Source organism: Streptomyces qinglanensis, from assembly GCF_900111245.1.
Taxonomy (GTDB): domain Bacteria; phylum Actinomycetota; class Actinomycetes; order Streptomycetales; family Streptomycetaceae; genus Streptomyces; species Streptomyces qinglanensis.
Genome location: NZ_FOGO01000017.1, coordinates 143,864 through 164,839 on the forward strand (window position 1 = coordinate 143,864; position 20,976 = coordinate 164,839).

The window sequence follows — 20,976 nt, forward strand, 5'->3', positions numbered from 1 at the left end:
GGAGGGAGAGAGGGGGCGGGCCACCGTGCGGCCGTCGATTCCCCAGTGGGCCTCGCGGGCGGTCCGTGCGTGCGGGGGGAGGCGGTCTTCAACACCCGGGCTCTCCGGCCCATAGTCGGATCATGAGTGCCTCATCGGATCGTCCCCGCCGCCCGCGCAACGCACCGGCGGCAGCCGCGGCCCGCCGCTCCGCTGACGTACGCGAGGCGGCGGCCGCCGTGCTGACCGGCGTCGTGGCCCTGTACATCGCCTTGGTGGCGTTCGGGAACATCACCGACTTCGACACGAACCGGGAGTTCGTCCGGCATGTGCTGGCGATGGACACCACCTTCCGGGACGAGGACATGATGTGGCGCGCGGTCACTTCACGCGGGTGGCAGGACGCGGCCTACGTCGCGATCGTCGTGTGGGAGTCGGCCGCAGCGCTGCTGCTGATCGCGGCAACCGGGCTGTGGCTGCCGCGCGGGAACCGGCGCCGTGCCCGTTCGCTGTCCAGCGCGGGCCTGTTGATGCTCCTCGTCCTGTTCGGTGCGGGGTTCCTCTCACTCGGCGGGGAGTGGTTCGCCATGTGGCAGTCGGAGAAGTGGAACGGGCTGGATGCGGCCACCCGCGTCGTGCTGCTGAGCGGGCTCGCGCTGCTGACCGTGCACTCCGCGCGGGAGCACCCGGACCCGGCGGGCTGCGGCACGGACTGACCGGAGCAGCAACCGGAGCGGGCCGGGGTGGGGGCACGTCCCCTCCCCGGCCCGCTCCGTTCCACCCGTCGGCCGGACACCGGACACGGCACGCCGCGGTTCCTCGGACGCCCGCCGAGCCAGAAACCCGGCGCTCGCCGTGAACTTTCCGCGCGGAGCCGCCATCGAACGTCACGTGCAGAACACCGCAGCAGAGGGACGGACGCGCTCCGCTCCCGCATCGTCGTCCGCTCCGCCCGACACGCTCCGCTCCACGCGGCCCGCCGGCCGGTCGCGGGAACCGTCGGGGCCGGCCCGGCTGCCGCGCCGGTGCCGTCTCCGCGCTGCGGTCCGATGCCGGCGCTCCGCCGCGCCGGGCACCTGCGCACCACCCGCAGCAGCAGGCTGCCGGCCCACCTTTCAGCCGACCGTCCCGACCCACAGCACCGGATATGAGGACCCATGCACATCTCGTTTCTGATCTTCAGCGCGTACGGGATGGGCGGGACGGTCCGCACCACCTTCAACCTGGCGGAGGCGCTGTCCGAGCAGCACGACGTGGAGGTCGTGTCGGTCTTCCGGTACCGGGACAGACTGTTCTTCGAACCGGGCGAGCGCGTACGGCTGAGTTCGCTGGTCGACATGCGCCGGAACCGGCCGACCTACGAGGGCGACGATCCCGAACACGCCCGTCCTGCCCAGGTCTTCCCCGCGGCCGACGGCCAGTACTCGCGGCACAGCGCGCTGACGGACCGCCGGATCGGCGCCTACCTCAGAAACACCGAGGCGGACGTCGTGATCGGCACCCGGCCCGGACTCAACGTGCACGTGGCCCGGCAGACGCGACGCGGCCCGGTACGGCTGGGGCAGGAGCACCTCACCCTCGCCACGCACTCCGTGCGGCTCAAGCGCCTGCTGCGCCGCACCTATCCCCGGCTGGACGCGGTCACCACGGTGACCGAAGCCGACGCGCGCGACTACCGCAGCACGCTGTGCCTGCCCGGCGTGCGCGTCGAAGGGCTCCCCAACAGCGTGCCCCAGCCGCAGGTCAGTCCGACGGACGGCAGCGGCAAGTGGGTCGTGGCCGCGGGGCGGCTGGCCCCAGCCAAGCGCTACGACGTGCTCATACGCGCCTTCGCCGAGGTCGCCCGGGAACGCCCCGACTGGGGTCTGCGCATCTACGGCCACGGCCGGGAGCACGACAAGCTGCGCAAGCTCATCGACGAACTCGGCCTCTACAACCACGTCTTCCTGATGGGCTCGGCCAACCCCATCGAGGCCGAGTGGGTGAAAGGCGCTGTCTGCGCCGTCACCTCGAGCCTCGAATCGTTCGGGATGACCATCGTCGAGGCGATGCGGTGCGGGCTTCCGGTCGTGGCCACCGACTGCCCGCACGGACCCGGGGAGATCATCCGGCACGGCGAGGACGGGCTCCTGGTGCCCACAGGTGATGTGGGCGCGATCTCCGGTGCCCTGTTGCGGCTGATCAACGACGAGGGTCTGCGCACACGTATGGGGCGGGCCGCGCTCACCGCATCGGCCCGGTTCGACCCGGCGCACCTGGCCGCCCGGTACGAGGACCTGCTGACCCCGCTGGTGAACCGCCGGTCGGGCACGCTGCACCGAGCCCGCGGCAGCCTGCTCGGCGGGGCGTACACGGCTCGGGAGGCAGCCCGCTCGGGAGCCGGATACGCCCTCAGGGCAGCCCGGAGGTGACCCGGCGGGCCCGGCACCCCGCAGGGGCGGAGCAGGGCCGGCCGGCGGTGCTCCGGGGCCCGGCGGGGCTCCCGGCGGGGTTCCCGGCAGGGCTCTCGGCAGGGCTCCCGGCAGGGCGAAGCGGCGGCCGGGGCACCGGCTGCCGCTCGGTACGGCGGTCTCCGCGGCCTGCGGGGTGCGGATTCCGCGAGTCCGCAGGGGGACGATTCCACGGGTCCGCGGGGGGCGGATTCCGCGCGCCCGCCGGGTGCTGCGGGCGGGCACGCGTGCCGGAGTCCACGGGTGTCCGCCGGTCCGGGGGTCAGGACTCCTCGGAGGTGGCCGGCCCGGCGGCCTCCCAGACGAATCCGTCCGGGTCGGTGAAGGAGTCCGCCGTGCCGCCGAGGACGATGCGGTGCGATCCGGTGCCGTCGGCGGGGACGCCGAGGTCCTTGGCCAGGCCGGGGCGCTTGTACAGCGCCAGCTTGACGGGACTGGACGCGCCGCAGGCGAACTCGGCGTACTTGCCGCCGAAACTCTTGGCCACGGCCAGTCCCCGGCCGACGTAGAACTGCTTGGTGGCCTTCACGTCCTGGACGCCCAGGAGGAGGACCATCTCGTCGATCTCGCGAGTGGCCGGGCCGGTGTCCTTCTTCGCGGAGGTCGCGACCTTCCAGATCGTCCCGTCCGGCGCCTGGACGACGCCTCCGTAGCCCCACAGCGACTTCGCCGCGGGCTTGAGCACGGCGGCACCGGCGTCCGCGGCGGCGGCGAGGAAGCTGTCGACGGTGGCCGGACGGGAGACCGTGAGCGCCAGGGTGAAGCCGCGGAACCCGCTGGAGTGCCCCGCGGAGCGCCGCAGGCGGATGCGCGACTCCACCCCGAAGGCGGTGTAGAAGCGGCGGGCGGAGTCGGGGTCGGCCACCTCGAGGGTGACCGAGGCGAGAGAGACGTCGGCTGCGGTGGAAGCGGTGATTGCCATGGACCTCACGCTAGGAGGAACCCCACGGGCGGGGCTTCTCGATTCCTGACCGCTTGGGGGCGTGCTCCGGACGCGCGCCCCGGAGCGGCTCTCAGGCGTCGAAGCGGCGGCGCGCCTCCTCGATGTGCGCCAGGTGCCGCTGGGTCCAGCCGCACATCGCGTCGACCGTGCCGCGCAGGGCCCGGCCCGGTTCGGTCAGGGTGTACTCGACCCGCGGCGGCACGGTCGGATACACCGTGCGGTCGACCAGGCCGTCCCGCTCCAGTCTGCGCAGGTTCTGGGTGAGCATCTTCTGACTCACTCCCTCGACCTCCTTGCGCAGTTCGCTGAAGCGCAGGGTGCGCTCGCCGAGTGCCTCGACGATCAGGAGCGCCCACTTGTTGGCGATGTCGGAGAAGATCTCCCGCGCCAGGGAGTCGGCGCGCCTCAGGTCGGCGTCCTCGGGCAGGCCCTCGAGTCGCTGCTTGGTCGCCATCAGGTTCTTCCCCCGCCGAGTCGTACGTTCTTCCAGGTCCGCCGCCACTCTCCTACGGCTGGCCGGTATCCGCCACGGCGCACGGCGCGGCCGGGGACATCCGCAGCGTCCCGGGGCGCCCGGTCCGCCTCGGCCCCGCGAGTCCGCGGCGCCACGGCGCCCCGCCTTCTCCACCGCCGCCGCCCCGCACGGCGAGCGGGTCAGGAGCGGCGGCGGGGCCCGCCGCGCCTGGTGCCCTTGGCCCGTCCGGCGCCGCTCCGCGGATTCCTGCCGGTCTGCTTGCCGGGAGCGGGCTTGCGGCGGGGGGCGGACTGCTCCGTGCGCCGCTGCCCGGGCTGCGGCTCGGGCGCCTTGCGGCCCCGGGTGCTGTTGGGGGTGCGGCCGCGCACGATGCCGATGAAGTCCTCGACCATGTCGGTGGTGCGCTCTTCCGGCCAGGAGAGCGCGACCTGCGAGACGGGCGCGTCCGTGACGGGTCGGTAGGTGAGGTCCCGGCGGTGGTGCAGCCGGGCGAGGGACTGGGGGACGATCAGGAGCCCCACCCCGGCGGCGACCAGTTCGACGGCGTCGGCGGTGGTGGCCGGACGCTCCAGGGCGGGCTGCCCGGGCCGCTGCTCCCAGGCCAGGACCTCGTCCAAGGGGTGCAGCACGATCTCGTCGGCCAGTTCGTCGAGGGTCACCTCGTCCGCCGCGGTCACCAGGTGGTCCGTGGGGACGACGACCACCGTCGTCTCGGTGTACAGCGGGATCGCGCTGAAGCGGGAGCGGTCGACGGGCAGCCGCACGAAACCCGCGTCCGCGGCGCCGTCCGCCAGCAGGCCGGGGGCGTCGGCGGCGGTCGCGGAGACGAGGTGCAGCGGGATGTCCGGCAGCCGCTCTCCCCAGATCCGCACCCATTTCGCGGGTGTCACGCCGGGGACGTACGCGAGGCGGAACGACGGTGGGGTTTCCGAGCCTGTCACGTCGCCAGGTTACCGGGCGCGGTCGAGTGCACCGGAGGTGATCGATACCCTGGACCGCATGACGTCGCACAAGACCACCCAGACCATGAAGCCCGCGACCGCGGCGAAGAAGCTGGGTGTGTACCTCGAAGCCACCCCCGCCGAGTTCCAGGAGGGCGTGGTCTCGCGCGACGAGCTGAACGCTCTGCAGGCCGAGCCGCCCCAGTGGCTCCTGGACCTGCGGCGCAACGGCCCGCACCCGCGGCCCGTGGTCGCGGCGAAGCTGGGGGTCTCCATCTCCGGTCTCGCGCGCGGAGGCGTCACCGAGGCCCTGACCACCGAGCGGATCGAGGCGCTCAAGGCGGAGAACCCCGAGTGGCTGCAGAAGGAGCGCGCCACTCAGGCCGAGGTGCGCAAGGAGGCGGCCCGGCTCAAGGCGAAGAAGGCCGGACGCGACGCGGAGACGGACGCCCCGCGCCGCTGACCGCGCCCTCGCGCCGGGCACCGCGGATCTGCGCCGGGGGCGGTGATCCGCTCCCGGCGCGCACGGTCACCGCATCTGTCGCACCGTGTCCGCCGGCCGGCTGCACACTGCCGGCCCTGCGGGATCGTCCCTGCTCACAGCCCCGTCCCGCAGGGCTCGCCTACGCACCCCGACCGGATCTACGCTGGTATCAGCCGTTCTGGACGTAGGTGCGGATATGTCGGAAACAGTGACAACTGTCATCGTCGTCGTAGCACTGCTAGCAGCGATGGGTGTGCTGTCAGCGGTTCGCATCATCAAACAGTACGAACGTGGCGTCGTGCTGCGTCTCGGCCGCCTGCACAAGGACATCCGCGGCCCCGGACTGACCTTGATCGTTCCCGTCGTCGACCGGCTGCGCAAGGTGAGCATGCAGATCATCACCATGCCGGTCCCCGCGCAGGAGGGCATCACCCGCGACAACGTGACCGTGCGGGTGGACGCAGTGGTCTACTTCAAGGTCGTGAAGCCGGCGGACGCGGTCATCCGGGTGGAGGACTACCAGTTCGCGGTCTCCCAGATGGCCCAGACCTCGCTGCGGTCGATCATCGGGAAGAGTGATCTGGACGATCTGCTCTCCAACCGGGAGAAGCTCAACCAGGGCCTGGAGCTGATGATCGACAGCCCCGCGGTCGACTGGGGTGTGCAGATCGACCGGGTGGAGATCAAGGACGTGTCGCTGCCCGACACCATGAAGCGGTCCATGGCACGCCAGGCCGAGGCCCATCGGGAGCGGCGGGCACGGATCATCAACGCGGACGCGGAGCTCCAGGCGTCCAAGCGGCTGGCGGAAGCCGCACAGCAGATGTCCGGGCAGCCCTCGGCGCTGCAACTGCGGCTGCTCCAGACCATCACGGCGGTCGCCGCCGAGAAGAACTCCACACTCGTGCTGCCCTTCCCCGTCGAGCTGCTGCGCTTCCTGGAGCGGGCGCAGCCGGAGTCCGACGAGGCTTCGTCGGCCCCGGGCACCACAGCGGACGAGGCGCCGGTGGCGGTGGGCGGCGGACCGGCGCGCAGCGCGACAGCAGCAGAGGCGCGAGACCGGCCGGACGGGGATGTCGCCCCGACGTTCCGGTCCGCGGCCCGGGCGGCCCGCTCCGCGGTCGAGGACGAGCCCGAAGCATTCACCGGCGCACTGCCGCCGGACCCCGCCGCTCCCCTCCGGGACCCGGCCATGGTCCTGCCGGAACTGCAGGTGACCGGGTTGCCCACGGCCGAGTCGGCGCCTTCGGGCGGGAGGCCGGAGGAGACCGCGCACACCGGGCACCGCCGCAGGCGCCGCACCGGCAACCGGACCTGAGGGGCGCCCGGAATCCGCTCGCGCATTCTCACCGGTTTCTCACCGGGCACGGAAGGCCACCGAGCGCATCCCTCGTAGCCTGGGAAGATGAGGAGGCGCATAGGCCATGAGCAACGGCGGCAGCCGGGCCGGGGAACCGGAGGGTGACCACGGCGGCGGGCCCGACCCCCGGAACCGGGCCGGGGACGAGGCGGATCCCCGCGCCGACGCCCCGCATCCGTCCCAGGAATCCCAGGAGCCCGAGCCGTCCGAGAGGCCCGAACAGTACGGGGCCGACGAAGAGGCCGACGAAGAGGCCGGGGAATCCGAGCAGCCCGAGGGGCTCGGCCGTACCGAACTCACGAACGAGGAGGTCGAGTCGGTCGAGTTCGGCGAGGCTTTCATCCGTGCGGCGGACGTGACCGAGCCGGCGGCACGGACCCGGGAGCTGGCGGCCCGATGGGACCGGGAGGGATACCCCGAGCGGGAACCGTGGCGCTCCGACGAGCCGCCCGCCGGCTGGTTCTGGAGCCGGTCCCGGCGCAGCGGCCGCGAACGGCGCCGCGGGCGGCGTCGCTGGCCCTGGAGACGACGGCGCGAGGACTGAACCGGCCGGGCGCCGAGCGGGGCGACAGCGCCCGGCGCGGGACCGACGGCCGCTATAGGGTGGAGTCGTGCGAACGATGTACGCCGCTCTCCTGCGGGGGATCAATGTGGGCGGCAACCGGAAGGTCCCGATGGCCGAACTGCGGGAGCTGCTCGGCGGTCTGGGACACGCTGCGGTACGCACCCACCTCAACAGCGGCAACGCGGTCTTCAGCAGTGACACGTCCGACGAGGACGCGCTCGCGGCCGAACTGGAGGAGGCGCTCGAACAGCGCTTCGGCTTCCACGTCGCCTGCATGGTGCGCGGTGCGGAGTATCTGCGGGACGTACGCGACGCCTGCCCCTTCCCCACCGACCCCGCCCACGGTGTCGGTGGCAAGGAGCTGCATGTCGTCTTCTGCTCCCGTTCCGTCCCCGCCGAACGGCTGGCCTCGCTCGACGCCGCGGCCTACCTCCCCGAGGAGGTACGCGCGGGGGACCGGGCGCTGTACCTGTACACGCCCGGCGGCCTGGGCACCTCCCGGCTCTCCCCCGCCCTGCACCGCCCCGGAGTGCTCGGCGGTGTCGACGCGACGTCCCGCAACTGGAACACCGTGACAGCACTCGTCGAGCTGACCCGCGACTGACCCCCGGAACCGGTGCGCGGCCGAAGTACGCCGGAGGGTGACCGGTCGTCCTGATCGCGGGGACACGGCCGGGCCGCGGCCCGCACGGCGGGCACAGCGCGTCAGACGTCGCTCTCCCCCCAGGCCGTGACGTGCACCTCGTCACCGACCCGTATCCGGCCGGGGTGCAGCACCGCGTACTTCACCCCGAACGCCACCGGCCTCCCGGCGGCCCGCCGGTAGGCGGCCAGGGTGCGCAGCGGCTCCGGCCCGTCCCGTCGGCCGCCGTGCTGGTCGACCATGACGACGGCGCAGCGGGTGGCGGGTTTGGCGTAGCCGAGCGCGGCGTCGGCGACGGTGAGGCGGTGGGCGCGGTCCTCGGTGTGCGGTTCGTCCCAGCCGTCGATGACCAGGTTGGCCCGGAAGCGGTCCTCCGGCACGGCGGGGGCACCGTTCTCGGCGAGCTTCCTGTCGAGGAGGGCGAGCGTGGCGCGGGAGAGGACGTGCAGCGCGCAACTGTCGGCGTATCCGGAGGTGCCGGCGGTGCGGCCGTCGGTGACCCGGGCGTGCTCCGGCGGCACCCGGACCAGGCGGCTCGGGGCGCGCAGCATCTCGGACAGCCACTGGGCAGCGTCCTCCCCCCTGGTCGATGCCGTGGAAGGGCTGCCCGAAGAGGTCCACCGGGCGGCGGGGGCCGGTGGTGTCGACGGGGACGCCGAGGGGCGGCAGGCCGTCGGCCCGGAGGGTGAGGAGTTCGCCGCCGGGGCTGACGGCGGGTCGTACGAGAGCCAGACGGGGGTGGCGGCGCTGGGTGCGGAAGACCCCGTCCCTGCTGGTCACCATGAAGCTGCGGTCGTGTGCGAGTCCGGCCGGGGTGAGCGCCGCCTCGTCGGGATGCGTACCGGCGGCGCCTTTGACGGGAAAGTACGACAGCGAGGCCACGTGAGGCGTGCTCATGATTCGGGGCGTCCGTTCCGGGAGTCGGGCGGGTCGGTTTCGGTCCTGCGGTGCCCGGCGGTGGCCGTGCCGTCGGATGGCGCCTGCCGCGGGGTGTTCAACGCGGTGGTTCCTGCGCGACACCGGCGACGACCGTGGTGACGATCCTGCGGACGTCCTCGGCTTCCGGCGGGGTTCCCCGCCGGTCGGCGAACAGCATGTGGGCGGCTCCGACGAGGGTGGGGGCCAGGGTGTCGATGTCGGCGTCCGCACTCAGGCGGCCGAGTTCGCGCTCGGCCGCGAGGTAGCCGGCCAGCGCGGTGGCCGCGTCGGTCAGGATCGGCAGTCCTGCGGCTCTGGCCTCGCGCAGTCGGGCGCGCAGACCGTCCCGCGAGGTGACCAGGCCGACGACGGCCACCGCGACCGGGTCGAAGACCTCCAGCAGCTCCCGGGTGAGGTTGCGGGCGACAGTGCCGCTTCCGGCGGACGCGCGCAAGGCGGCGGCCCGGTCCTCGACACGGGCGACGCGGTCCAGCACGAGTTCGGCGAGGAAGGCGTCGAACTCGGCGAAGTGCCGGTGCAGGACGCCCTTGGCGCAGTCCGCCTCGGTGGTGACCGCGCGGCTGGTGAGCGCGCTCGGTCCGTCCCGGAGCAGGACACGCTCGGCGGCGTCGAGCAGTTGGCCGCGTACGTCGCGGAAGGCGACTCCGGTGGGCACCGTGCGTCTCCTCGTCTTCCCGGTCCCCCGACCCGCCGGGATTGACGAGTGGGCATGTGCCCACTCAGAGTGGGCACATGCCCACTCTACCGCCGGAGCGCGCTGCCCGCTCCGCACCGGCACCACATGAAGTCCGGGAACTGGCCGAGTCGTTCGGCACGGACGCGGAACGCTACGACCGGGCCCGTCCCGGCTACCCCCGGGCGCTGGTGGAGCGGATCGTCGCCGCCGCCCCCGGCCGTGAGGTCCTGGACGTGGGCTGCGGCACCGGCATCGCGGCCCGGCAGTTCGCAGCGGCCGGATGCCGGGTGCTGGGGGTGGACGCCGACGACCGGATGGCTGCCCTGGCGCGGCGGCATGGAATCGACACCGAGGTGGCGGCTTTCGAGACCTGGGAGCCGGCGGGCCGCACCTTCGACGCCCTCGTCTCCGGGCAGGCCTGGCACTGGGTGGACCCGGTCGCAGGAGCCGTCAAGGCCGCACAGGTCCTGCGTCCCGGCGGGCGGCTGGCCCTCTTCTGGAACGCCGGCCGGCCGGCCCCCCAAGTGGCGGATGCCTTCGCCGAGGTCCACCACCGGGTGCTGCCGGGCTCGCTCGCCGCCCGTCCGCCGACGGAGTCGGCCGTGGCCGGGTACACGGCGCTGGGCACCGAGGCGGCCGACGGGATCCGGGAGGTGGCCGGGTTCACCGAGGCCGAGCAGTGGCGGTTCGACTGGGAACGGGTCCACACCCGCGGCGAGTGGCTGGACCGACTCCCCACCCAGGGCGCCTTCACCCGGACCCCGCGGGCGGCGCTGGAGGAAGTGCTGGCCGGCATCGGCGCCGCCATCGACGCGGCAGGAGGCAGCTTCACGATGCACTACGCCACCGTGGCCGTCACCGCGCAGCGGACCGGCACCCGCTGACCCGCCGACGGGACCGTCCGCCGCGGGCACCCCTGCCCGCGGCCATACACCCACGGCCCGGCTCGCACTCCGGCCCCGCGCTTTCAACGCGTGCACGCTTCCGCGGCCTGCACGCCCTTCCTCCCGAGCGGCAGGACACGGTTGCCTGGAGAAGAAGCGGCCCGCCATGAGCACCGCACCCGTGCCGAACGCCCCACGCCGACACCGGGAACCGCAGGGGCGCCGCCCAGGGCGCCTTCACCCGGATCCCGCGGCGGGCGGCGGTGCAGAACATGCGCAGGGGAACCGCACCTCCTCTGGAGCCCAGGAGAGAAACATGCCGCGGAACGTGACGTTCACCATCCCCTTCCCGCCCCGCTACAACCCGCACTACAGCCATGCGCAGCGCAAGAACCTCGACTGGCTGCGCCGGCATGGCATGGTCACCGGTCAGCAGGCGGTGGACCTGTACCTGTCCTGGGACCTCGCCGACCTCGCGGCGCGCTGCTGGCCGGAGGCCGATGCCGCCGACCTCTCGCTCACGGTGGATCTGAAGAGCTTCTATTTCCTGTTCGACGACCAGTTCGACGGGCCGCAGGGGAGCGACCCGCCTGCGGTCGCGGAGGTGTGCCACGAACTGATCGGGATCGCACACCAGGACGCGGACACGACCCCCCGCTCGGCCGCTGCCCGCGCCTTCGCCGATCTGTGGGCCCGCTGCAGAAGCGGGATGTCGTCGGCCTGGATCGCCCGCGCCGCCTGCGACTGGGAGCGGTACTTCGCCTCCTACCCGTACGAGTCCTGGCACAGGTCCACCCGCCAGGTGCCGGACATGGACGACTGCCTGGAGATCCGCCGCGGTTCGGCTGCCACGGAGTCCGTCGTGGGCATGGTCGAGCGCCTCAACAGGATCGAAGTCCCCCGTACGGCCTTCCACAGCCCGCAGCTCCGGCTGATGCGGCGAACCGCCGTGGACGTACCCTTCATCGCCAACGACGTGTACTCCTACGAGAAGGAGACAGCGCGCGGCGACGTCTACAACATCCTGGTGGCGCTGCAGGACGCCCACGCGTGCACGCTCGATGAGGCGGTCCGCAGGGCCCGGGCGATGGTCGACCGCTCCGTCGACCGCTTCCTGCGGGTGCGCAGCGAGCTTCCCCGGCTCTGCGAAGCGCTGGGGCTCGACGATGCGGAGCGGAGCGCCGTGCTGCGGTATGCGAAGGGCCTGGAGGACTGGCTGCGCGGACACAACGACTGGATGATGCGCACCGTCCGGTACACGCCCGGCGGCACCCCCGATCCCGACCGGCCCGGATACGCGGAGAGCCTGATCGGCATCGGGTGACCCCTCTCGTCCGCGGCTCCCGCCGTACCGCCCCTGCCGGCAACCAGAAGGGACCTCGCATGCCGGATACCCACGTCCCGGCCCCGCCCTCGGCACCGGGGGCGCTGCCACTGCTCGGCCACGCCGTTCCGCTGCTGCGCGCCCCCGGACGGTTTCTGGAGTCGCTGCCCTCCCGGGGCCCTCTCGTCCAGGTCCGCCTCGGCCCTTTCCGGGCCCTGGTGGTCTGCGACCCCGAACTGACCCGCCGCGTCCTCGTCGACGACCGTGTCTTCGACAAAGGAGGCCCGCTGTTCGACCGGGGCCGGGAGGCGCTCGGCAGCGGCATCCTGACCTGTCCGCACAGCACGCACCGCAGGCAACGGAGGCTGACGCAACCGGCTTTCCACCCCGGGCGGCTGCCTGCCTACTCCGTCACCATGGCCCACCGGATCGGCCGGGTGGCGCACCGGTGGCAGGACGGCCGGGTGGTCGACGTCCTGGCGGAGATGCAAGACCTCACGGCATCGGTCACGACGGCGACCATGTTCGGCGACCGCTCCCTCGACGTGCCGCCCACCGAGCTGGCCGAGGACTTCGACACACTCTCGCGGAGCCTGTACCGGCGCACGCTGCTGCCCCGCTTCCTCGACCGCCTCCCCACGCCCGGAAACCGCAGATACCTGCGGGCGCGGGGGCGTCTGCGCCACACCGTCGGCCGGTTCGTGGCGGACTGCCGTCGGCACCGGGAGGACCGCGGAGACCTGCTTTCCATGCTGGTGGGCCCGCACGGGTCGGCGGAGGAGGCCACCAGCGGTGACCATCTGTCGCACGACGAGGTCACCGACCAGGTGACGGCGTTCTTCATCGCCGGGATCGAGACGGTCGCGGCGACCCTGGCCTGGTCGTTCCACCTGCTCGGAGGCCACCCCGGAGTCGAGGAGCGGTTGCACGCGGAGGTCGACAGCGTGCTGAGGGATGTCCCGGCGACATACGAGGATCTCCCCCGGCTGGCCTTCACGAAGCGCGTCGTCACCGAGACGCTCCGGCTGTATCCGCCGGTGTGGCTGCTCACCCGCCGGGTCACCACCGACACGGTGCTGGGCGGCTGTCGGCTTCCCACCGGGACCGCCGTCGTCTACAGCCCCTTCCTCCTCCACCGCATGCCGGGCCTCCACCAGGATCCGGACTGCTTCGACCCCGACCGCTGGGAGCCGGAGCGCGCCCGAAGCATGCGCCGGGAGGCGCTGATCCCGTTCGGCGGCGGCCCGCGGAAGTGCATGGGTGACACCTTCGGCATGACGGAGAGCGTTCTCGCGCTGGCGACGTTCGCCCGGCGCTGGCGCCTGCTGCCGGTTCCCGGCACCAGAGTGCGACCAGCGCCGGGCGGGATCTTGAACCCGCGCGGTCTGCGCATGCGCACCCGGCTGCGGACCCCGTGCGCGGACGGGTGAGCCGCGGCGGCCGGAGGTGGGTGCGCCGGTACTACTCCCGGACGCCCGCGAGTTCGACGGCCCGGCGGCGCAGCGACAGCGCGGCGGGGACCGCGGCGCAGAGCACCGCCACCGCCGCGCAGGCGGCCAGGACCACGCCGAGCTCCGCCCAGGGGAGGTGGATCGGCGTCCATACCGAGAGCAGGCCCAGGGCGCACCACATGCCGGCGAGGTGGAGTCCGGCGACGGCGGTGCCCAGCAGGCCGCCGACCGCGACCACCAGCAGGGCCTCGGCGGCGACCGTTCGCAGCACCTGCCGCCGGGTGGCGCCGGTCAGCCGCAGCAGAGCCAGCTCGCGCACCCGGTCCGCAGTCGACATGACCATGATGTTGGCCAGCGCGATCCCCGTGTAGAGCAGTGCGATGCCCAGCACGAGGAACAGACCCGCGCGCGTCGTGCGTGCGGCCTCGGGCCGTTGGTCGCGTATCCACTCCTCCTCGGTGCGGACCCGGCCGTCCGGACCGGGCACGGCCTTCCGCAGCGCGGCGGACGCGGCGTCGGCGTCGGCTCCGTCCCGCAGCCGCACGTCCACCCGGTCGACGGGCGCTCCCGGTGCGTTGCGCGGGGTGACATAGACGCCGTTGCCGCCGGTCCCCACGGCCATGACCGCGGCGATCCGCAGCGACTTCCTGGTGCCGTCCCCGAGCCAGACCTGCACGCGCCGGCCCACGGTGTGCTGCTCCCACTCCTCGTTGACCACGATCGAGTCGTCGTCGAGGTCGCTCAGGCTCCCGGCGACGAGCGGCGGCCGGGCGGTGGCCCGGAGCCGGGCGGGGTCCGCAGCACGGGCGGGCGACTCGATCAGCGCGGCTCCGTCCTCCAGCGTGTAGACGGCACTGGAGGAGGTCGCGGAGACGTCGGTGCCGGGGAGCTGCCGCAGCCGCCGCAGTGTCGCCTCCGCGAAGCCTTCCGGACCGGTGGGGGTGAGGACGAAGTCGGCCGCGGTGCCGGTGCGCATCTCCGTGGCCTGGGCGTCGTTCAGCGTCGCGGTGGCGCCGAGCAGGGAACCGGTCAGGGCCACCGTGATCAGCACGGGGGCGGCGACCGCCGCAGTGCGGCTGCGCCCGGTGAGGGCGTTCTGCCGCAGCAGCATCCCCGCCGCGCCCGGAAGCCGGGCCGGAAGCCAGGCGACCAGCCGGACCAGCGGGCCCACCAGCAGCGGGGCCAGCAGCGCCACGCCGGTGATCAGCAGCATGGGGCGGGTCACGTACGTCTTGCGGTGCAGCAGGTCGCCCGGATCGGTCACCAGCGACGCGACCAGGGTGACCGCCGCGGCGAGCAGCAGAGCACCGGCGCACAGCCGGCGGCTCCACGGCAGGGCGCGGCTGTCCGCGGTGGATTCCCGCAGCGCCTCGGCGGGAGCGGTGCGCCCGGCCCGCCAGGAGGCCGCCACCGCACCGGCCAGGGCCACCAGCAGCCCGGTCCAGAAGGCCAGGTGGTACGGCCACAGGTGGTCGCCGATCCGGAACCAGCGCGGTGCCAGCTCCTGGTCGACCGCCCACGCGGCGAGCGCCGGCGCCCCCTGCGCGCCCAGCACACAGCCGGTCGCCGAGGCGAGGGCGCCGACGACGAGGGCCTCGGACAGGACCGTGCGGCGCACCTGGGCGGGGGTGGCGCCGGCCATCCGCAGCAGTCCGAACTCGCGGCGCCGCTGGGCCACCGCGAACGCGAAGGTGGCGGCCACCACGAACACCGAGACGAAGGCGGAGACTCCGCCGGCGGTGCCGAACATGGCGTTCATCGCGGTCAGGGCCTCGCTGTCCCGGTCGGGGTCGGCGTCCGCGAGCCTGCGCGCGTCGCCGGTCAGGACGCGCGCGCCGGTGCTGCCGTCGTGCACCACCGCCCGCACGGCGGCCGCATCGTCGGTGCCGACCACCAGTTGGCGGCTCTCGGGCGAGAGCTGCGCGGCGCGCCGGTCGGTGTAGAAGACGGCGTCCTCGAATCCCAGCCCGCCGACGACTCCGACGACGCGCACGGTCCCGCGCGCGGTGCGCAGGCGCTCCCCCGGCCGTACCGGCCCGCCGTCCGCGGACCAGCCGTCGCTGACGGCCACCTCGTCACCGGCCCGGGGCGCGCGGCCCTCCGTGAGGCGGTAGGGAGCGAACGCGGCGGTCGACCAGGGGTGGCCCACCAGATCCTGGGGACCGCCGTGGACCCGGACTCCGAAGGCGCGGTCCTCCACGACCCTCCCCAGCTTCCTGAGCCGGGCCTTCGTCTCGTCCGGCACGGCGCGGGGCCGGGCCAGCTTCCGCACCCGGTCGCCGGCCGGAGTGGCGACGCGGAGGGTGTCCGCGCCCTTGACGAGGACGGGTGCCGCGGCGAACCGCTCGGGCTTCCGCTCCGGCGCCTGGAGCGACGAGGCCAGCGCGAGTCCCATGACGGTCAGCAGTCCCGCCCCGAGGGCGAGCGCGACGAAGCTGCCGGCGAAGCCGGTCCGGCGGGTGCGCAGGGTGGCCAGGGCGATCCTCAGCACGGGAGGGCCTCCAGCTTCGCCATGTGCGCGGCGATCTGCGGCGAGGACGCACCGACCAGTTCCCCGTCGAGGCGCCCGTCGACGAGGAAGACCACGCGGTCCGCGTAGCCGGCGGCGACCGGGTCGTGGGTGACCATGACGGTCGTCCGCCCCTCCTGGTGGACCATGTCGCGCAGCAGGGTGAGGACCTCGCGGCTGGTCACCGAGTCGAGCGCGCCGGTGGGCTCGTCGCCGAAGAGCACCTGGGGGCGGGTGATCAGGGCGCGGGCCAGGGCGACCCGCTGCTGCTGACCGCCGGACAGCTCCGCGGGCCGGTGCCGGGCCCGCGACCCGAGTCCGACCTGCCGCAGCGCTTCCGCGACGCGGGCGGGCGGCGGCCGGTGGCCCGCGAGGCGCAGCGGCAGGCCCACGTTCTGCTCGGCGGTCAGGGACGGGAGCAGGTTGAACGCCTGGAAGACGAATCCGATGCGGTCGCGGCGCAGCAGCGTCAGCCGGGTCTCGTCCAGCCCGGTCAGCTCGGTTCCCCCCACCGCGACCGACCCCGAGGTGGGGCGGTCCAGCCCTGAGGCGCACTGCAGCAGAGTCGACTTGCCGGAGCCCGAGGGGCCCATGACGGCGGTGAACGTGCCGTGACCGAAGTCGAGGGTGACGTCGTCGAGCGCGGTGACGGCTGCGGTACCGGTGCCGTAGCGGCGGGTGACGTGCCGCATGCGGACGGCTTCATCGGCCATGTGTCTGTCCTGACGTGTGGGAAGTGGTCGGCGCGGAAGCGGCGCGCGGGAGCGGTCCCGTCGCGCCGGAGCGGCGGGACCGGGTGCGAGTGCCCGGGCCGCCACGAGCATTACAGAGAAATCTCTGCAGAGAAAGCTCTGCAGAGATTTCTCTGCGATAGACTCGAAGCATGACCGAGTCGCCACACCAGGACCGCACCGCTCCCCACCAGGGGCAGCGCACTGTCAGCGACCCCGCGACCCTGAAGGCGCTGGCACATCCGCTGCGCCTCAGGATCCTGCGCAGACTGGCCACCGCAGGCCCGGCGACCGCCACCGCACTCGCCGCGGTCCTCGACCAGAACACCGGGACGCTCAGCTACCACCTGCGCCAACTGGAGCGGGCCGGACTCGTCGAGGACGACCCCCACCACACGACGAACGGGCGCGAGCGCTGGTGGCGCGGAGTGCGTGGCACGGAGGTGCGGCGCCCGCCCCGGTCGGACCTGTCGGCCGCGGAGCGGGTCGCAGTCGAGGAGCTGGACCGGGCGCATCTGCAGGAGGACATCGACCTGGTCCGGCGGCATGCGGACCGGCCGGCCGAGGAGGACGAGTGGGCGCCCGGCTCCCGCAGCACCCTCCACCTCACACAGGAGGAACTGCGGGAGTTCCACGACGCCTACCTGGAACTGCTGCAGCGCTTCCGGCGCCACCGCACCGAAGCCGGACCGGACACCCGGCCCGTTGCGGTCCGCTGGTTCGGGATCCCGCTCGACGACCCCCGGGACTGACACGGCCACCGCGACACCCGCGGAGACTCTCACCGGGGTGCGCGGTCGCGCACCGCCCGACCGCGCACCCCGGCCGCCCCGGCCCTGACTCCACCCACGCGCCGGGGCGAGGTACGATCGCGCTTAGTAGAATTCACCTGTGCGGCATCTCGGCGCCCGCACGGGATCCGGCAACCGGCCGCATTCTGCGGTATTCACCAGCAATGTCCGGATATACAAGACTTGCCCTTCCAGGTCGTACGCTGTGTCGGGAAACACACCGGCCGGACCGGAAAATCAGCAAGATCTTCTGGCGCCCCATCAGAAAGCCCCTCCACAAAAGCTTTTCGAAACACAGGCAGGTTCGGCTTTTTACGCACAGAAAATGATCCACAGCACAGCGTTGAAGAATTGCTAGATCATTTTCCGCTGCTGCCCTGTGCGGGAATCGAGCGCCTTGATCCGGGCAATCCATTGTGTTTCTGTGTCCTCGCTCCGGCCTCCGTGAACGGCCGGAGTTCCGCTGCCGGGGCGCCGAATCCTGCCGCCCGGCTAGGAAATTCGCACCAGTACCGCGCGGCAGGAGCGGGGGACCCACTTATGTGCCGTGCCGCACTTCGCGGCCCGGCTAGGGGTGAAGTCATGGCCGCTGTGCCCCCACACACAGCGGATATGGCCGGGCAACTCCAGCCCGAATCCGACAGCTCACCTCGCAGGCGCTAGGAGAGGACACCCCCATGTCTCGTGGCCTTCACGCCCGTAATCCGTTCAGCGCCCGCCGCCTCCGGCTCTCGGTCGCCCTCGCCGCCGGCGGTGCGGGCATCGCCGCCCCCCTGCTGGTCGCCGGCAGCGCGCAGGCCGCCCCGGCACAGGTGCAGGAGCAGGCGCAGTCCGCACGGTCCGGCGCCGCCGCGCAGGTGAAGACCGAGCAGGAGCCCAGCTCCTACACCGTCGTCAGCGGCGACACCCTGTACCGGATCGCCCTGGACCACGACATCGAGGGCGGCTGGAACACCCTCTACGAGGCCAACAAGAAGACCGTCGGCGGCGACCCGGACCTGATCCTGCCCGGCCAGAAGCTGACGCTGGACACCGCCTCGAAGCCCGCCGAGAACAGCGACGCAACGCCCGAGCGCGCCGACCGCAGCTCGGCCGAGCGCACCGGCGGCGTGCACAAGACCCAGTCGACCGACCTGGACGGCTGGATCAACGAGGCGCTGGCCATCATGAAGCAGCACGGCATCCCCGGCACCTACAACGGCATCCACCGCAACATCATCCGGGAGTCCGGTGGCGACCCCAACGCCATCAACAACTGGGACATCAACGCCCAGAACGGCACGCCCTCCATCGGCCTGCTCCAGGTGATCAAGCCGACCTTCGACTCCTTCCACGTCGAGGGCACCGCCTACGACCAGCGGGACCCGGTCGCCAACATCGTCGCGGCCTGCAACTACGCAGCCAACCGCTACGGCTCGATCGACAACGTGAACGGCCCCTACTGAGCCGAAGCACCCACGCGGCGACTGCCCGCCACCCTCGCGGTGGCGGGCAGTCGCCGTCTCGGCATCACCGTCCGGCGGGCCACCGGCGGGAGCGCTCTCCCCCGCCCCCGCTCCGGTCGCCGTGCGCACCATGACGCGCACCCTCCGTCTCCCGCCCGCCGCGTCGCGGGCGGCATTCACCCGAACGCCGCTTTCCTCTGGCGCGGGTACGCCCGAATGGCCACCGTCGAGCCATGAGCGAGAACAGAAATCTTGTGAGCGTGATAACGCCCGCTTACAATGCACTGCCCTGTATCGAGCGCTGTGTCGAATCGGTCGCACACCAGTCTTTCGGCCCCGGCCCTACCGAGATGATTGTCGTGGACGACGGCTCGACCGACGGCACCTCCGCCGTTCTGGACCGGCTGGCCGCAGAGCATCCGACCCTTCTGCGGGTGATCCATCAGGAGAACTCCGGAAGCCCTTCGGGTCCACGTAATCTCGGTCTGGACCTCGCGAGCGGTCGGTACGTCTTCTTTCTCGATGCGGACGACTATCTGGCCCCCGAAGCCCTCCAACGGCTCACGACTGCGGCCGAGGTGAACGAATCCGACGTCGTACTCGGCCGAATGGCCTCGCGGGGACGCCGGGTGCCGCGCTCCATGTTCCGCGCGAACCAGGCCGATGCCGACCTGTTCACCTCCCGCGTCTACTGGGCGCTTTCCGCACAGAAACTCTTCCGCAAAGAGCTGCTCGACCGGCTGCAGTTGCGCTTCGACACCGGGCTGCGGATCGGCGAGGACCAGCCCTTCACCGCACTCGCCTACTTGCGGGCCCGCCGCATCTCGGTGGTCGCCGACTACGACTGCTACTACCTGGTCCGCCGCCCGGACGGACGGCATCTGACCGCGACGGGCAGCACCGAGCCGGTCCTCGATGCGCTGCACCGCGTCTGCGAGTTGCTGCGCACCGAACTTCCACCCGGGCAGCAGCGCGACGCCCTGCTGGAGCGGCACTTCGCCGTCGAGCTCCGGGACGTCTTCCGGTTCCTCGGCCGGGAGACGGATCCGGCCGTCCAGCAGCATGAGTTCGCCCGTGTGCAGCGGCTTCTGGCCCGGCACGAACACGACTCCTTCTGGCACCGGCTGGCCCCCGTCCAGCGCCTGCGCTGCCATCTGGCCCGGCACGGGCATCTCGGTGAACTCCTCTCCCACACGCTGTCCGCCGATGCGCACATGCCGTTCAGCGTCCACATCTCCCGGGGAAGGGCGCTGGCCCAGTACCCACCGCGCGGGGAACCCGGGGAACTCACAGGACGCGGGGAACGCGAAGGACGCAGGGAACACGAGGAACACAGAGAACACAGAGAGCACGGGGAACACGGGGAACACGGCACCGACGGTCCGGCCGCGTGCTTCGACGTGACGGACCGCCTCGCGCTCAACCACCACGTCTCCCACTTCTCCTGCACCGGCACCCGGCTGCGGCTGACCGGACGCGCACGTCTGGAGCAGGCCGGGCCCGCCGACCGGCAGACAGCGGAGGTCTTCCTGCAGCACCGGCACGAGCCGTGGCGACGCCATGCGCGGACCCGTCTGGCGGGCGAGTTCTTCGAGGCGGACCTGGATCTCCTCGGCGGGCCGGGCGGCGACGGCGGGCCGCCGGCCGACGGCTGCTGGGATCTGTATCTGAGCCTGACGGTGAACGGGCTGGTCAGAACTGTCCGGCTGGGCAGCCGACGCGATCAGGACGCCGGACGCTGCCCGTTCACCTACCTGGCCGACGACGGCGAGGGCGGCATCCGTACCGTCAGGCTGTACGCCACCGCCTACGGCAACCTGACCCTGCGCCTGGAGCACGTCCCGGCGGCACGGCTGAGCGCAGAACTGCGCCTGGATGTGGAGGCACCCGTCTGGTGCGGTCCGGTCCTGCGCCTGCACGGCACCACCAACCTCATCACCCCTCCGACGGGCAGCGTCCTCGTACAGCTGGCCTCCCGCAGCGGCGCCGCGGACTTCCCCCTGGTGATCGAGGACGACGGCCGGTTCTCGGTGGAACTGCCCCTGGACGTCCTGTCCTCGGGGCGATGGGCCGCCGCGCTGCGGATCGCCGCGGCCAACTGGCAGCACACCCGGCCCCTGCGGCAACCTGTCCTGCCGGGCGGCGGGGCACGCTGGCGCCGGAGTCTCGTGCCCAGATACGCCAAGCCCGTGGCCGGCGATCCGCTGACGCTGCGCGTGGACCGGGTGCGCCCCGCCCGCGGACTGCGCCGCCGGCTCGCGCAGCCGACGGCGCTTCCGGCCGGGCCCTCCGGGCACCGGGCCGAAGGAGCGGGCCCGAGCGGTCAGGAAGCCGCCTGACCCCGGTGCCCGAGCGTGCACGCGGGCGGTCGCGCGCGCCCGCGTGC

At 72.7% G+C, this 20,976-nt stretch carries 18 protein-coding genes, 1 pseudogene and 1 riboswitch; of the genes and pseudogenes, 12 read left to right on the forward strand and 7 right to left on the reverse strand.

All coding sequences use genetic code 11. From position 1 onward, the window contains the following. Positions 1-122: 122 nt before the first annotated feature. Both BMX65_RS27960 and BMX65_RS27965 read left to right on the forward strand, forming a co-directional pair. A complete protein-coding gene (locus BMX65_RS27960; protein WP_079172121.1) occupies positions 123-695 on the forward strand; it encodes a DUF2165 domain-containing protein in 573 nt (190 codons plus the stop codon). A 441-nt stretch (positions 696-1,136) separates the two neighbouring features. After that, positions 1,137-2,390 (forward strand): glycosyltransferase family 4 protein, encoded by a 1,254-nt coding sequence (locus BMX65_RS27965; protein WP_075003136.1) that lies wholly within the window; start codon positions 1,137-1,139, stop codon positions 2,388-2,390. Positions 2,391-2,691: 301 nt separating this feature from the next. Here the strand turns inward: BMX65_RS27965 and BMX65_RS27970 are convergent, their stop codons facing one another. From BMX65_RS27970 to BMX65_RS27980, 3 genes are all read right to left on the reverse strand, one after another. Further along, positions 2,692-3,351, reverse strand: coding sequence for a VOC family protein (locus BMX65_RS27970; RefSeq protein ID WP_075003137.1), 660 nt, complete (start codon positions 3,349-3,351; stop codon positions 2,692-2,694). A gap of 91 nt (positions 3,352-3,442) precedes the next feature. Then, on the reverse strand, positions 3,443-3,826 hold the full coding sequence (locus BMX65_RS27975) for a winged helix-turn-helix transcriptional regulator (RefSeq protein ID WP_075003138.1): 384 nt from the start codon (positions 3,824-3,826) through the stop codon (positions 3,443-3,445). Positions 3,827-4,026: 200 nt separating this feature from the next. Further along, positions 4,027-4,788 carry a LysR substrate-binding domain-containing protein gene (locus BMX65_RS27980; protein ID WP_075003139.1) on the reverse strand — a complete coding sequence of 254 codons (762 nt, stop codon included), beginning with the start codon at positions 4,786-4,788 and terminating at the stop codon, positions 4,027-4,029. Between the two features lie 58 nt (positions 4,789-4,846). Here BMX65_RS27980 and BMX65_RS27985 point away from each other — a divergent pair, with 58 nt between their 5' ends. From BMX65_RS27985 to BMX65_RS28000, 4 genes are all read left to right on the forward strand, one after another. After that, positions 4,847-5,251: a DUF5997 family protein gene (locus tag BMX65_RS27985; protein ID WP_177214362.1), complete on the forward strand. Its 405-nt coding sequence runs from the start codon at positions 4,847-4,849 to the stop codon at positions 5,249-5,251. Positions 5,252-5,468: 217 nt separating this feature from the next. Next, positions 5,469-6,590 carry a slipin family protein gene (locus BMX65_RS27990; protein WP_075003141.1) on the forward strand — a complete coding sequence of 374 codons (1,122 nt, stop codon included), beginning with the start codon at positions 5,469-5,471 and terminating at the stop codon, positions 6,588-6,590. A gap of 106 nt (positions 6,591-6,696) precedes the next feature. Next, a complete protein-coding gene (locus BMX65_RS34205) occupies positions 6,697-7,176 on the forward strand; it encodes an SGM_3592 family protein (protein WP_338068961.1) in 480 nt (159 codons plus the stop codon). 76 nt (positions 7,177-7,252) lie between these two features. Further along, a complete protein-coding gene (locus BMX65_RS28000; protein ID WP_177214364.1) occupies positions 7,253-7,801 on the forward strand; it encodes a DUF1697 domain-containing protein in 549 nt (182 codons plus the stop codon). A gap of 101 nt (positions 7,802-7,902) precedes the next feature. On the opposite strand, the pseudogene BMX65_RS28005 reads toward BMX65_RS28000, so the two are convergent. Together BMX65_RS28005 and BMX65_RS28010 are read right to left on the reverse strand one after the other, a co-directional pair. Further along, positions 7,903-8,737 (reverse strand): annotated as a pseudogene (locus BMX65_RS28005) (MOSC domain-containing protein). 97 nt (positions 8,738-8,834) lie between these two features. Next, positions 8,835-9,434 (reverse strand): TetR/AcrR family transcriptional regulator, encoded by a 600-nt coding sequence (locus BMX65_RS28010; protein ID WP_075003143.1) that lies wholly within the window; start codon positions 9,432-9,434, stop codon positions 8,835-8,837. A gap of 77 nt (positions 9,435-9,511) precedes the next feature. On the opposite strand from BMX65_RS28010, the gene BMX65_RS28015 reads away from it, so the two are divergent. The 3 genes from BMX65_RS28015 (at position 9,512) to BMX65_RS28025 (ending at position 13,093) form a co-directional block, all read left to right on the forward strand. Next, on the forward strand, positions 9,512-10,339 hold the full coding sequence (locus BMX65_RS28015; protein WP_075003144.1) for a class I SAM-dependent methyltransferase: 828 nt from the start codon (positions 9,512-9,514) through the stop codon (positions 10,337-10,339). A gap of 316 nt (positions 10,340-10,655) precedes the next feature. Next, positions 10,656-11,663, forward strand: a complete 1,008-nt coding sequence (locus tag BMX65_RS28020) for a terpene synthase family protein (protein WP_075003145.1) — start codon at positions 10,656-10,658, stop codon at positions 11,661-11,663. A gap of 59 nt (positions 11,664-11,722) precedes the next feature. After that, positions 11,723-13,093 carry a cytochrome P450 gene (locus tag BMX65_RS28025; RefSeq protein ID WP_075003146.1) on the forward strand — a complete coding sequence of 457 codons (1,371 nt, stop codon included), beginning with the start codon at positions 11,723-11,725 and terminating at the stop codon, positions 13,091-13,093. A 31-nt stretch (positions 13,094-13,124) separates the two neighbouring features. On the opposite strand, the gene BMX65_RS28030 is transcribed toward BMX65_RS28025, so the two are convergent. Both BMX65_RS28030 and BMX65_RS28035 read right to left on the reverse strand, forming a co-directional pair. Then, on the reverse strand, positions 13,125-15,605 hold the full coding sequence (locus BMX65_RS28030; RefSeq protein ID WP_075003147.1) for an FtsX-like permease family protein: 2,481 nt from the start codon (positions 15,603-15,605) through the stop codon (positions 13,125-13,127). Further along, complete coding sequence (locus tag BMX65_RS28035; protein WP_075003148.1) at positions 15,599-16,336, reverse strand: ABC transporter ATP-binding protein; 738 nt, start codon at positions 16,334-16,336, stop codon at positions 15,599-15,601. Before BMX65_RS28035 ends, BMX65_RS28030 begins: the two co-directional genes overlap by 7 nt. Positions 16,337-16,506: 170 nt before the next feature. Between BMX65_RS28035 and BMX65_RS28040 the strand changes: the two genes are divergently transcribed. From BMX65_RS28040 to BMX65_RS28050, 3 genes are all read left to right on the forward strand, one after another. Beyond that, positions 16,507-17,106, forward strand: a complete 600-nt coding sequence (locus BMX65_RS28040; protein WP_075003149.1) for a helix-turn-helix domain-containing protein — start codon at positions 16,507-16,509, stop codon at positions 17,104-17,106. Positions 17,107-17,639: 533 nt separating this feature from the next. Then, positions 17,640-17,818, forward strand: a riboswitch (cyclic di-AMP (ydaO/yuaA leader). Positions 17,819-17,822: 4 nt separating this feature from the next. Continuing rightward, a complete protein-coding gene (locus BMX65_RS28045; protein WP_075003150.1) occupies positions 17,823-18,590 on the forward strand; it encodes a LysM peptidoglycan-binding domain-containing protein in 768 nt (255 codons plus the stop codon). Positions 18,591-18,823: 233 nt separating this feature from the next. After that, positions 18,824-20,929 (forward strand): glycosyltransferase family 2 protein, encoded by a 2,106-nt coding sequence (locus tag BMX65_RS28050; protein WP_075003151.1) that lies wholly within the window; start codon positions 18,824-18,826, stop codon positions 20,927-20,929. Positions 20,930-20,976: the final 47 nt, after the last annotated feature.

Excerpts from the sequence above, each read along its gene's own strand:
- BMX65_RS28025 (WP_075003146.1), top strand. The coding sequence starts at position 11,723 with ATGCCGGATACCCACGTCCCGGCCCCGCCCTCGGCACCGGGGGCGCTG.
- BMX65_RS28015 (WP_075003144.1), top strand. The coding sequence starts at position 9,512 with ATGCCCACTCTACCGCCGGAGCGCGCTGCCCGCTCCGCACCGGCACCA.
- BMX65_RS27970 (WP_075003137.1), bottom strand. The coding sequence starts at position 3,351 with ATGGCAATCACCGCTTCCACCGCAGCCGACGTCTCTCTCGCCTCGGTC.
- BMX65_RS27975 (WP_075003138.1), bottom strand. The coding sequence starts at position 3,826 with ATGGCGACCAAGCAGCGACTCGAGGGCCTGCCCGAGGACGCCGACCTG.
- BMX65_RS28035 (WP_075003148.1), bottom strand. The coding sequence starts at position 16,336 with ATGGCCGATGAAGCCGTCCGCATGCGGCACGTCACCCGCCGCTACGGC.
- BMX65_RS27960 (WP_079172121.1), top strand. The coding sequence starts at position 123 with ATGAGTGCCTCATCGGATCGTCCCCGCCGCCCGCGCAACGCACCGGCG.
- BMX65_RS28045 (WP_075003150.1), top strand. The coding sequence starts at position 17,823 with ATGTCTCGTGGCCTTCACGCCCGTAATCCGTTCAGCGCCCGCCGCCTC.
- BMX65_RS27965 (WP_075003136.1), top strand. The coding sequence starts at position 1,137 with ATGCACATCTCGTTTCTGATCTTCAGCGCGTACGGGATGGGCGGGACG.
- BMX65_RS28020 (WP_075003145.1), top strand. The coding sequence starts at position 10,656 with ATGCCGCGGAACGTGACGTTCACCATCCCCTTCCCGCCCCGCTACAAC.
- BMX65_RS28040 (WP_075003149.1), top strand. The coding sequence starts at position 16,507 with ATGACCGAGTCGCCACACCAGGACCGCACCGCTCCCCACCAGGGGCAG.
- BMX65_RS28000 (WP_177214364.1), top strand. The coding sequence starts at position 7,253 with ATGTACGCCGCTCTCCTGCGGGGGATCAATGTGGGCGGCAACCGGAAG.
- BMX65_RS28050 (WP_075003151.1), top strand. The coding sequence starts at position 18,824 with ATGAGCGAGAACAGAAATCTTGTGAGCGTGATAACGCCCGCTTACAAT.
- BMX65_RS27990 (WP_075003141.1), top strand. The coding sequence starts at position 5,469 with ATGTCGGAAACAGTGACAACTGTCATCGTCGTCGTAGCACTGCTAGCA.
- BMX65_RS27985 (WP_177214362.1), top strand. The coding sequence starts at position 4,847 with ATGACGTCGCACAAGACCACCCAGACCATGAAGCCCGCGACCGCGGCG.
- BMX65_RS34205 (WP_338068961.1), top strand. The coding sequence starts at position 6,697 with ATGAGCAACGGCGGCAGCCGGGCCGGGGAACCGGAGGGTGACCACGGC.